Source organism: Trueperaceae bacterium (assembly GCA_019454765.1).
Taxonomy (GTDB): Bacteria; Deinococcota; Deinococci; order Deinococcales; family Trueperaceae; genus JAAYYF01.
The window spans coordinates 12,712-24,166 of the sequence record JACFNR010000028.1; the positions used below are offsets into that span (position 1 = coordinate 12,712).

General features: G+C 74.1%; 10 protein-coding genes and 1 pseudogene. 6 read left to right on the plus strand and 5 right to left on the minus strand.

Annotated elements, in window-relative coordinates:
• Positions 1-362: 362 nt before the first annotated feature.
• Together H3C53_08815 and H3C53_08820 are read right to left on the minus strand one after the other, a co-directional pair.
• A complete protein-coding gene (locus tag H3C53_08815; protein ID MBW7916767.1) occupies positions 363-3,512 on the minus strand; it encodes a DNA polymerase III subunit alpha in 3,150 nt (1,049 codons plus the stop codon).
• Complete coding sequence (locus tag H3C53_08820) at positions 3,485-3,769, minus strand: hypothetical protein (GenBank protein ID MBW7916768.1); 285 nt, start codon at positions 3,767-3,769, stop codon at positions 3,485-3,487. The genes H3C53_08815 and H3C53_08820 overlap by 28 nt, the downstream gene beginning before the upstream one ends.
• A 199-nt stretch (positions 3,770-3,968) precedes the next feature.
• Here H3C53_08820 and H3C53_08825 point away from each other — a divergent pair, with 199 nt between their 5' ends.
• The gene (locus H3C53_08825; GenBank protein MBW7916769.1) at positions 3,969-5,921 is read left to right on the plus strand and encodes an ExeM/NucH family extracellular endonuclease; all 1,953 of its coding nucleotides are present in this window, start codon (positions 3,969-3,971) and stop codon (positions 5,919-5,921) included.
• 37 nt (positions 5,922-5,958) lie between these two features.
• Here the strand turns inward: H3C53_08825 and H3C53_08830 are convergent, their stop codons facing one another.
• Positions 5,959-6,471 carry a hemerythrin domain-containing protein gene (locus H3C53_08830; protein ID MBW7916770.1) on the minus strand — a complete coding sequence of 171 codons (513 nt, stop codon included), beginning with the start codon at positions 6,469-6,471 and terminating at the stop codon, positions 5,959-5,961.
• Complete coding sequence (locus H3C53_08835) at positions 6,468-6,914, minus strand: OsmC family peroxiredoxin (GenBank protein MBW7916771.1); 447 nt, start codon at positions 6,912-6,914, stop codon at positions 6,468-6,470. Before H3C53_08835 ends, H3C53_08830 begins: the two co-directional genes overlap by 4 nt.
• A gap of 229 nt (positions 6,915-7,143) precedes the next feature.
• Here H3C53_08835 and H3C53_08840 point away from each other — a divergent pair, with 229 nt between their 5' ends.
• The 5 genes and pseudogenes from H3C53_08840 (at position 7,144) to yedA (ending at position 11,089) form a co-directional block, all read left to right on the plus strand.
• Complete coding sequence (locus H3C53_08840; protein MBW7916772.1) at positions 7,144-7,647, plus strand: low molecular weight phosphotyrosine protein phosphatase; 504 nt, start codon at positions 7,144-7,146, stop codon at positions 7,645-7,647.
• Positions 7,648-8,077: 430 nt separating this feature from the next.
• Positions 8,078-8,302, plus strand: a pseudogene (locus H3C53_08845) (hypothetical protein).
• Positions 8,303-8,762: 460 nt separating this feature from the next.
• A complete protein-coding gene (locus H3C53_08850; protein ID MBW7916773.1) occupies positions 8,763-9,221 on the plus strand; it encodes a carboxymuconolactone decarboxylase family protein in 459 nt (152 codons plus the stop codon).
• A gap of 92 nt (positions 9,222-9,313) precedes the next feature.
• Positions 9,314-10,087, plus strand: a complete 774-nt coding sequence (locus tag H3C53_08855) for an isocitrate lyase/phosphoenolpyruvate mutase family protein (protein MBW7916774.1) — start codon at positions 9,314-9,316, stop codon at positions 10,085-10,087.
• Between the two features lie 87 nt (positions 10,088-10,174).
• A complete protein-coding gene (gene yedA / locus H3C53_08860) occupies positions 10,175-11,089 on the plus strand; it encodes a drug/metabolite exporter YedA (protein ID MBW7916775.1) in 915 nt (304 codons plus the stop codon).
• Positions 11,090-11,113: 24 nt separating this feature from the next.
• Here the strand turns inward: yedA and H3C53_08865 are convergent, their stop codons facing one another.
• Entirely contained in the window at positions 11,114-11,341 is a 228-nt protein-coding gene (locus tag H3C53_08865; GenBank protein MBW7916776.1) for a hypothetical protein, read from the minus strand.
• Between the last annotated feature and the right edge of the window lie 114 nt (positions 11,342-11,455).

Consider the following 11,455-nt stretch of genomic DNA (forward strand, 5'->3'; position numbering starts at 1 on the left):
GAAAGGGGAGAGGGAGGGGACCGGCGGGTGTGAGGTAGTTCGCATCCCGGCGTGGCGCGGCCGACGATGTGGGGAAGCTAGGGTACTCGGCGGGCGTGACGGGGAAACCGGGGTACTGCGGCGGGGTCCCGCGGGCGGGTGAGGCGACGGGCGGCCGGCGCGGACCGGTTGTGGGTGGGGAACCGAGGGTACTCGGAGCGGCGCGTGGGACGGCGCCTCGATCCCGTACCGCGGTTTCCCCACTTCCGCCGAGCCGCTCCCGGCGGGCGCCGCGGCGGGTGCTCCGGGCGAGGCGCGCGGCCGCGCCGCGCGGCCCCACCTGGACCGGCGGCCGCGTCCCCCGATAGGGGAGGGGAGAGGCTTCAGGCGAAGTGGTAGCCGCGGACGTGGACGGGCGCCGGCAACCCCGCGAGCGTCCGCGCCTTGAGGGTGAGCTGGTAACCCGTGTCCTCCACGGTGGCGTCCGCCACGAGGATGGAGGCGTCGCGCAGGAGCACGCGCTGCTCGTCCCACAGGTCGGGCGGGATGATGAGCTGCGCCCGCACGGGGCCGTCCTCCAACACGAAGAAGGCGAACCCCTTGGCGGTGGGTGGCCGCTGCTTGCCCACCACCAGCCCGGCGGTGCGTACCGCGGTCTTCCGCGCCACGCGCCGCAGCCGCGCCAACGGCACGCAGGCGAGCTCGGCCAGCTGGTCGCGCACGAAGTCGATCGCGTGCACCTCGAGGGTGCTGAGGCGCGTGGTCTGGTAGTCCCACACGTACTGCTCCTGCAGGGTGAGGGGCGCGAACCCGGGCGCGTCCGGGGCGGCCGTGAACAGCGGGCGCTCGCCGCTCGGCTGGGTGTTGGCGAGGGCGCCGGCGCGGTAGAGGGCCTCGCGACGCGGCTGCAGCGCGTCGAAGGCGCCGGCGCGCACGAGCGCCTCGAACTGCTCCTTGGCCAGCGGCAGGCGGTGGTGGGCGTCGTCGATGCCCGCGTACGGCCCGTGCCGCAACCGCTCCAGCAGGACGGCGCGGGCCGTGTCGTGGCTTATACCCGTCACCGCCGCCAGCGGGGGGCGCACGGCCTTCACCGGCGCGGCGTCGCCCGTCCGGACGCGCTCGCAACGGTAGTGCACGCCGCTGGCGTTGACGTCGAACGGCAGGAAGGGGACCCCCCAGGCGCGCGCCTCCTGGCGCTTGGTGGACTGCGACCACATGCCGGGCTCCTCCGTGAGGATGGCGGCGAGGTACTCGGCCGGGTAGTGGACGCGCAGCCAGCCGCTGGCGTAGGCGTGGATGGCGAACGCCCAGGCGTGCGACTCGGCGAAGCCGAACCCCTGGAACCCCTTCACGGCGTCGAACACCTGCTCCGCCTCGTCCCGGGTGGCGTGCACGTGCCGCATGGCGCCCGCCACGAACGCCCGGCGGTCCGGCTCGATGTCCGATGGCTCGCTCCAGTCGGACACCTTCTTGCGGAAGCGGTCCGCCTCGATCCAGCTCATGCCGGCGAAGTGGACGGCGATGCGCAGCACGTCCTCCTGGAAGAGCAGCACCCCGTAGCTCTTGGAGAGGATCGGCTCGAGGCTCGGGTGCCAGTAGCTTACGGGCTCGAGCCCCTGGCGCCGCCGGAGGTACGGGTGCACGGTGCCCGACTGGATGGGACCGGGGCGGATGAGCGCCACCTGGTGCGCCAGGTCGCGCAGGTTGCGGCTCTTCATGACGCGGCTCGTGTGCTGCTGGCTGGGGCTCTCGACCTGGAAGAGCCCGAGCGTGGCCCCCGCCGAGATGAGGTCCCACACGCGCTCGTCGTCGGGGAGGTCGGCCAGGTCGAGCCACACGCCGTCAAGGCGCATGACCTCCTCGCGCGCCCGCTCGAGCGCCGCGAGCATGCGCAGCCCCAGGAGGTCCAGCTTGATGAGGCCCATGGCCTCGGCGTCGTCCTTGTCGAGCTGCAGGAGCTTGATGCCGCCGCTGGAGCGCTCGAGCGGCGAGTAGTGGGTGAGGGGGTCGCGCGCCAGCACCACCCCGCCCGAGTGGGGCGCCAGGTGCCTCACGTGCTTGCGCTCCATGCCGGCGAGGAGAGCGAGGAAGGCGTCGGCCACCGGCGCGGCGCCGAGCACCTCGCGCAGCGCCACCTCGGCCTTGGCCACGCTCGGGGGGCGCAACCCCCTGAAGTCGCGCCCCAGCGCCTTGGTGAGGCGGTTGCGGAGTTCGGGTGGCAGCCCCAGGGCGCGGCCCAGGTCCTGCACGGCGAGGGGGAGGCGGTAGGTGATCTTGTTGCACACCATGGCCTCCGTGTCGGGTCCGAAGCGCTCCTCGACCCACGCCAGCACCTCGTCGCGCCGCGCCGACGAGATGTCGATGTCGACGTCGGGCATGCTCGTCTTGCCGGTGTGCAGGAAGCGCTCGAAGAGCAGGTCGTGCTTCAGGGGGTCGGCCATGGTGATGCCGAGGAGGTAGCAGACGATGCTCGCCGCCGCGGAGCCGCGCCCCGCCGCCAGGATGCCGTGGCGGCGGCAGTAGTCCGTCACCTCGGCGGCCACCAGGAAGAAGTCGGCGAGGCCCAGGGCGCGGATGGTGGCGAGCTCCTCCTCGAAGCGCTCCCGCGCCGCCGCCAGGCGCTCGCCCGCGTAGCGCTGCACCAGCGCCGCGTAGCAGCGCTCCTCCAGGTAGCGCTCGGGCGCCTCGCCCCCCGGCACGCGCGCCTTGGGCGGCGTGAGGCGCTCCGGCAGCAGCTCGAAGTAGGCGCTCTCGGCCACCCAGGCGGCGTTCAGCGCCGCGTCGGGGAACGGCAGGCGCTCCAACGCCTCGGCGGGGCTCGGGAGGGCCTGGCAGGCGTTCTGCGGCCTCCTGGGGTGGGGCTGCTGCACGCTGATGCCCAGCCGGGCGCAGGTGAGGGCGTCGTAGAGGCGGTAGTCGTCCGCCGCCGCGTAACGCACCTCCGGCGCGCTCACGACCGGCAGGCCGAGGCTCTGCGCCAGGCGCCTGATGACGCGGGCGCGGCGCGCGTCCCAGCGGTAGCGGTCGTGGAAGAGCTGCAGGTAGAAGCGCTCCGGGAACGCGCCCTGCAGCTGCCGCAGGAGCGCCTCCAGCTCGCTCACGCGGCGCTTGGCGAGGAGCTGCGCCACCACCCCGTCGCGCGGGCCCGACAGGAGGACGACGCCCTCCGTGTGGGCGAGGAGCACGGGGAGGGGCACGTCCCTCTCGTCGCGCGCGTGCGCCACGCTGATCAAGCGACACAGGGTGCCGTAGCCCGCCCGCGAGGCGGCGATGAGCACGAACGGGTAGGCCTCGCCCTCGACGCTCACGGGCACGGTGGCGCCGATCAGGGCCCTGATGCCGTGCCGCCGCGCCGCCTGGAACAGCTCCACGCCGCCCGTGACGTTCAGGTCGTCCGTGAGCGCCAGGTAGCGGTAGCCCAGCTCGGCGGCGCGCGCCACGAGCGTGGAGGGGCTGGCCGTGCCCGCACCCAGGCTGAAGTACGAGTGCACGTTCAGGAGCGCGCTCAGTCGTTCGCTCTCGCCACCCACCACTCCGCCCCCTCCCTGAACAGCTCGAGCTGCGCGCCCCCCTCGAGCTCGAGCAGGTAGTAGTCGCGGTGCAGCTCGCGCGGCTCCCACCAGCGCCCGTCGTAGCGCCAGGCGTCGATGACGCCGGCCACCCGCCGGCCGGGCGGCGGCCGGCGGGGCAGCCGACGGGTGGGGGCGGGGGAGGGGAGGGCGCCGCCGGCGTCCCACTCGACGGTGGTGGGCTGGGCGGAGCGGGAGAGGGTGACTCGAGCGGGGACCATGATGAGACGCATGCGAACCTCGAGCGGTGGCGCGAACGGTTGCCAACGGCGTGAGGCCACGCGCCGTTACCCCCAGTAACTAGGGGTGACGAGAGGATAGGACAAGGGGCGGAGGGGCGTCAAGCGACCGGCCCACGCGGCGCCCGTAGTAGGTTGACGGAGCCGCCCGTCGAGCGACGCGGCGGGGGAGGGGGGAAGCGTGCACGCCTTCGAGGTCCGGAAAGCGCTGGCGGCGCTGCTGCTGCTCGCCCTCGTCGGTTGCGTGTCGCGACCGACCGGCGAGGGCGACGGCGCGCGCGGCGTGCGGCCGCCCTCGCCGGCGCCGACGACGAGCGCCCCCCTCGACGCCCGGACGACCCCGCCCGCCTGCGTCGGCCTCGTCACCGCGATCCACGCCGTGCAGGGCGCCGGACCCACCAGCCCGCTCGCCGGCGCGGCCGTCACCGTCCAGGGCGTGGTGGTGGGCGACTTCCAGAAGCGCGACGGCGACGAGCCGTTCGGCACCGACCTCGGAGGTTACGCCGTGCAGGCGGAGGACGCCGACGCGGACGACGACCCGCGCACAAGCGAGGGCCTGTACGTCCACGACTCGCGCGTCGACGTCCGCGTGGGCGACCTCGTGAGGGTGACGGGCCGCGTGGCGGAGTACCAGGGCCTCACCGAGCTCACCGACGTGACCGACGTCGTCGTGTGCGCCTCCGGCGTGCCGCTCCCCACCCCGGCGAGCATCAAGCTGCCTCTCGCCGCCGCGACCGACCTGGAGGCGTTCGAGGGGATGCTCGTCACGTTCCCGCAGGAACTCGTCATCGCCGACCACCAGGAGTACGACCGCTACGGCGAGCTCCTGCTGGCGCTCCCGCCACCGGGCGCCACCAGGCCGTACCAACCGACGAGCCGCCTAGCCCCGGGCGACCCGGCCACCGCCGAGCTCGCCGACCTCCAGGCGCGCTCGCGCGTCCTCCTGGACGACGGTCGCGGCAGCCAGAACCCCGACCCGCCACGGCACCCTGACGGCACGCCGTTCGACCTCGTCAACCGCTTCAGGAGCGGCGACCGCCTGGCGGGCGTGACCGGCGTCCTCGACTACAGCGCCGGCCGCTACCGCGTCCAGCCCACCCAGGGCGCCACCCACCTGCCCACCAACCCGCGCCCAGGCGTGCCCGACGTGAAGGGCACGCTGCGCCTCGCCTCGTTCAACGTCGAGAACTACTTCACCGGCTTCGGCGCCTCGTGCGGTCCGACCGGCGTCATGGAGTGCCGCGGCGCCGCGAACGCGCGCGAACTCGAACGGCAACGCGCCAAGGTCGTGGCGGCCCTGCTCGCGCTCGACGCCGACGTCGTGGCGCTGCTCGAGGTCGAGAACGACGCCGACGAAGCCGCCCTCGCCGACCTGGTGAGCGCGCTGAACGCCGGCGGCGCCGGCTACGAGTTCGTCGGCACCGGCCCCATCGGGAGCGACGCCATCCGCGTGGCGCTCGTCTACCGGCCGGCCGCCGTCGGGCCGGTCGGGGGGCCCGCGGTGCTCGACGACCCGACCTTCGTCAGGCCGCGCGGCGGGAGCGCCGCGCGCAACCGTCCGGCCCTGGCGCAGACGTTCGCCGAGGCGGCGACGGGCGAGGCGTTCACGGTCGTCGTCAACCACCTCAAGAGCAAGGGCTCCCCGTGCGGCAGGGGGGACGACGACGCGGTGCAGGCGAACTGCAACCTCACCAGGACGTTGGCGGCGGAGCGGCTCCTCGCCTGGTTGGCGACCGACCCGACCGGCGCGGGGGACCCCGACGTGCTCGTCCTCGGCGACCTGAACGCCTACGCGCGCGAGGATCCCGTCCGGACGCTGCTCGCCGGGCGCGACGGGGAGCCGGGCACCGCCGACGACCTGACCGACCTGCTCGCCGCCTTCGGCGGAGAGGGAGCCTACACCTACGTCTACGGCGGCGAGGTCGGCTCCCTCGACTACGCGCTCGCCTCGCGGACGCTCGCGGGGCAGGTGATGGGCGCGGCCGCCTGGCACGTCAACGCCGACGAGCCGGACCTCATCGGTTACGGCCTGGCGTTCAAGTCGGCCGGCCTGCGTGCCCTCTACGCGCCGGACCCCTACCGCTCGTCGGATCACGACCCCGTGCTGGTCGGGTTGACGCTGCGCTCGCCCTAGCGGCACGCGGCGAACGGCCGCCGCGGGGCGACCCGCGTCAGGCGCCGGCGGCGCGGCAGACCCAACCGGGTGGGGTGCTGCCGCCACGCATGAACTCCGCCAGCCGCTCGGCCGCCTCGCCGGCGAGGTCGGCGTCGGCGCGGGCGTAGATGATCGGCTCCTCCTTGGCGTTGTGCTTGTCGACGATGGCGAGGAGCGCCCGGCACTCGGCGAGGACCTCGGCGCGCTCGGCGGCGCCCGCCTCGTCCCCGAGCGCCTCCGTCAGCGCGACGAGGCGCTCCATGGAGCGCCAGATCTCGCCGTGCTCGCGGTGCATGACGAGCAGCGCGGCGAAGAGGCCGGCGCCCTTCATGGCCGGGAAGAGGAACGCCTCCTCCAAGTAGATGTGCCGCCTGAGGGCCGTCACCGCCCTCGTCAGCGGGGCGGTGTCGGGCGGCGCCGTGCCGGGCCCCTCGAGGTCGGCCAGGAACGCCTCGAACCCCGCGTCGATGTCGTGATGCTCGCGTGTCAGGGCCGCCGCGAGGGCCCCAGCCACCGCCACGGCGCTCAGGCGCTCAGGAGGGCGGCGTCGACGTCGATCTTGGCGCTCGCGAAGAGCCGCGACACGGGGCAGAGCCTCGACGCCTCGTCGACGATCGCCACGAACCGCTTCTCGTCCGCGCCGGGGACCAGGCCGCGCACCACCAGCCTCGAACGGTCGATCGTGGGCAACCCGTTCACGTCGCTGAGCGACACGGTGGCGGTGACCTCGAGCCGCTCCGCCTCGAGGTGGTGCTCCGCGAGCTTGATGGTCAGCGCCATGGAGAAGCACGACGAGTGGGCGGCGGCGAGAAGCTCCTCCGGGCTCGTCTTGCCGCCCGGCGCCTTGGTGCGCGACGCCCAGGTGAGGGCGAGGCCGTCCAGCGCGGAGCTGCTGCTGCCGCTCAACACGCCGGTGCCAAGGTCAAGCGAACCGCGCCAGGTGGTCTTGGTGGTCCTGTCGGCGATGCTCATGTCGTTCCCTCCCACTCCGCCCGGGGGGACGACTCGGCCTCCGGGCGCGCGCCCTCACCCTAAGCCCGCCGCGCGGCGCGGCCCGCGGCGGGGTTGACGGAGCGGACCGCGGCCGTGCCGACGTGAGCGGGGCACACGGTCCCAACCGGCGGCCGCCCGGTACGCTCTAGGGGTGACGGCGAGCACCGGAACCAACGCGGGTCCGCGCCTGGCGGTCCTCTTCGTGTGCATGGGCAACATCTGCCGCTCACCGACGGCAGAGGGCGTCTTCCGTGCCAAGCTGGTCGCCGCGGGGTTGGCCGACTCGGTCCGTGTCGACTCGGCCGGCACGCACGGCTACCACGTGGGCGAGCCCCCCGACTTCCGCTCCGTTAGCGCCGCGGCGCGCCGCGGCTACGACCTGAGCGCGCTCAGGGCCCGCCGCCTCGAGCCCGAGGACGCCGCGCGGTTCGACTACGTCATCGCCATGGACCGCGGCAACTACAACCGGATCCTGCGCGAGTTCGGCCAGGGCGGACCGTCGAGCGCCGTGCGCGCCCGGGTGCACATGTTCCTGGAGTTCGCGCCGGGGGTGCTGGACGTCGAGGTGCCCGACCCCTACGGCGGCGGGCCGCAGGGGTTCGAGCGCGTCCTCGACCTGATCGAGGCCGGCGCCGACGGGCTGGTGGCCGAGGTCGCCGCGCGCCTCCGCGGCGGTGACGTGCAGGCCCCCGCCGCACCCGACGGGCATTAATGCGGATTTAAGTGGGCGTCTCCTACGCTGCTCGCGACGACAGGAGGCAAACATGCACGTCCGTCAGCTCGCCGCTCTGCTCCTCGCCGCCTTGGCGGGGCTGGGGTTCGCCCAGCAGTACACCGGCACGTTCGCCGACGCCGCCAGCGGGATAAGCATCGCGCTGCAACAGGGAGGGGACGGCAGCCTGACCGGCGCCCTGACCAGCAGCAACGGGCAGTTCCCGCTGCAGGGCCAGGCCTCCCAACAGGGCGCCTACGGCGCCATCCAGTCGCGCCAGGGCGTGCTCGGCTTCCAGGCGCAGCTCAGCCCCGACGGTCAGTGGCTGCAGATCACCTTCTTCGAGTTGGGTCCGGATGGGCAGCCGTCGCAGCAGGGCCAGACCGTGGCGCTGCAGCGGCAGGGCGGTGCGCCGAGCGGCGCCGTGCCGGGCCAGCTGCCCCCGCAGGCGCCGGGTCAGTTCCCCGGTCAGCCGCAGACGGGCTTCCCGGGCCAACAGCCTGGCCAGTTCCCCGCTCAGCAGCCCGGTCAGCTGCCCGGCCAGCTGCCCCCGCAGGCGCCGGGTCAGTTCCCGGGTCAGCCGCAGACGGGCTTCCCCGGCCAGCAGCCCGGTCAGGTCCCGGGCCAGGTGCCGGGCCAGCCCGGCGGCCAGCAGCCCCCCTTCGGCATGACGCAACCGCAACCCGCCGCCGACTGGACCGGCACGTTCGTCGGCAACGCCGGCAAGGTCGTGCTGTCGGTGAGCGGCAACCAGGGCGGTTACGTCGGCTACCTTCAGGACGAGGGTCAGCGCTACCAGTTCCAGGCGCACCTGGACGAAGCCACCCTGCACGGGATGTTCACCGCCGGCGGCGCCCAGTACGAGTTCTGGGCGGATCGCGACGGACAGGGGGCGATGCTGTACGTCGGGGACACGACCTTCGTCCTCCAGCAGGTCTCGAACCAGCCGACCCCCTGACGCGCGCAGCGCGTCGAGACAACGTTCGGGCGGCGGCCGCTAGGCGTGGGGGCCGGGGGTATCGTCGGGTCACGTGGCCCCGGCGTGCCCCCGGCCCGTCGCGGTTCCGCGAGCCGCGCCGCCGCCGGGGCGCCGCGGCAGCGTCAGGAGGAGCGTCATGCAGACCCGTATCGCTTACTCGCAGCTGGCCAAGGAGGGGGTCACGGCCCTCGCGAAGATCGAGTCCTACCTGAGGCACGGGAGCCTCGAGCACTCGCTGCTGGAGCTCGTCAAGACGCGCGCCTCCCAGATCAACCGGTGCGGCTACTGCCTCGACATGCACTCGAAGGACGCGCGCGCGGCGGGGGAGACCGAGCAGCGCCTGTACGTGTTGCCGGCGTGGCGCGAGGCTCCCTTCTATAGCGACCGTGAACGGGCCGCCCTCGAGTGGACGGAGGCCGTCACGTTGATCTCACAGAACGACGTTCCCGACGAGCTGTACGAGCGGGTGCGGCGCCAGTTCAGCGAGCAGGAGCTCGTCGATCTCACACTGGCCATCACGAACATCAACTCCTGGAACCGCCTCGCCATCGCGTTCCGGTCGGAGGTCGGCAGCTACCAGCCGAAGGGAGCTTGACCAGCGCCGCCGCCGGGGCGGGCGGGACCCCACCGGACGCCGGCGGGGCCGCGGCGCTGCGTGCCGGGGCGGAGCGCCTGCGGGCGGCGCACCTGCGGGCGGCGCATCTCCGGGCGGCGCACGACGGCGGAACGCCGCTCCTGCTGGCCAACGCGTGGGACGCCGCCAGCGCGGCGGCCTTCGCCGCGGCCGGGCTCGACGCCATCGCCACCTCGAGCGGGGCGATCTCCCGCTCCCTGGGCTACTCGGACGGCGAGGGGACGCCGGTCGACGAGATGTTCGCCGCCCTGAGGCGCATCGTGGCGGCGGCGCGGCGCGACGGCCGCGACGTGCTGGTGACCGCCGACGTCGAGCACGGCTACGGGCTGGACGAGGCCGAGCTGGTGGCGCGCCTAGCGCGGGTCGGCGTGGTCGGCTGCAACCTCGAGGACAGCGACCCGCGGACGCGCCGGATGATCCCCACCGACGCCCAGGCGGCGCGGCTCGCTGCGCTGCGGCGCGCCGCCGACGAGGCGGGGACCGGCCTCGTCATCAACGCGCGCGTCGACCTCCACGTCAGGGCCGATGGTGACGAGCGCACGCGCCTCGCACGCTCCATCGCCCGCGCCGAGGCGTACCTGGCGGCGGGCGCCGACTGCGTGTTCCCGATCATGCTGGCGGCGGACGACGACATCGCCGCGTACGTGCGGGGAGTGCCCGGCCCCGTCAACGTGATGGCCACTCACGCCACGCCACCGCTGAAGCGCCTGGCCGAACTCGGGGTGGCGCGCGTGTCGTTCGGGAGCGGGTTCCACCGCATCGCCATGGAGGCCGTCGCCGCGGCCGCGGCGCGACTGCGCGCGGGCGACGACCCGCGGCCCGCCTGACCCGGCGCCACCCGACGCGGCGCCGGCCGTGACGAGACCGGCGGCGCGGGCGCCGGCAGCCGGCCGGGGCGGCGCGCCCGCCTTAAGATGAACCGCGTGACGCGCCTGCGGGCCCTTCGTTCGCGCAAGCTCGGGCCCGTGCCGTTCGACGTGGCCGTCGCGCTGGCCATCCTCTACGTCGTGTGGGGTTCCACCTACCTGGCCATCAGGTTCGCGGTGGAGGACCTGCCGCCTTACCTGATGCTCGCCGTGCGGTTCGGGGTCGCGGGTGGGCTCATGTACGCCTTCGTCCGCTCGCGCGGTGGCGGGGCCGGCACGCCCCGTCAGTGGCTTGGGTCGGCCGTCACCGGGGTGCTACTGCTCGTGGGCGGCATGGGCAGCGTCGGGTTGGCGCAGTCGTTCGGCGCGCCGTCGGGCCTGGCGGCCGTCATGGTCGCGACCATGCCGTTATGGCTGACGCTCTTCTTCGCCCTGATGGGCGAGCGCACCGGCCGGGGAGACTACGTCGGCATGGGCATCGGGTTGTTGGGCGTGCTGCTCCTCAACCTCGAGACGGGGCTGCGCAGCAACCCGCTCGCGGCCGCCCTCCTGCTCGTCTCGCCGTTCTCGTGGGCCCTCGGGTCCGCCCTCAGCCGCAAGCTGCCGCAAGCGCCCGGTGGGATGGGCTCCGCCGTGCAGATGTTGGCGGCGGGCGTGGTGTTCGTGCCCCTCGGCCTCCTGCGCGGGGAGCGCGTGGTGGCCGTGCCCTCGACCGGCTCCCTCCTGGCGCTCGGTTACCTGATCACGATCGGGTCGTTGGTGGGGTTCAGCGCCTACGTCTACCTGCTGAACCAGCGCGTGAGGCCGGCGCTGCTCACCTCCTATGCGTACGTGAACCCCGTGGTGGCGGTGCTGCTCGGCATGACGTTCGCGGGCGAGCGGCTGGGGGCGGCGGGGATGGCGGGCATGGCCGTCGTGGTCTTGAGCGTGCTGCTGGTGGTGCGGGCGCGGCCGGGCGGTTGAGCGCGCCGCCTCTGGCGCCTGACGCTAGCCGCCGAGCAGCTCGAGGAGGTCGGCGAGCGTCGCCTCGACGTCGTCCACCGGGCAGGTGCGCCCGAGCACCTGCTTGAGGGTCATGTGGTTCAGGGCGGCGCTGTGGCAACGTTGCAGCGGGTCCACGCCGTGCCGTTGCAGCACGGCGCGCGCCTCCGGCGCGCCGCGCAGGAGCTGCGCCATCTTCATCTTCGCGACGTCACCGACGGTGAGGGGGTCCACCGCCGCAGCCTCGCACCGGCGGGCGCGCCTGGCCAGGACTCCGGTCAAGAGCGGCGCGCGGCCTGCCGGGGCGGGCCCGCGGCGCCGGCCGGCCCCTCGGCTCACCGCCCCGCC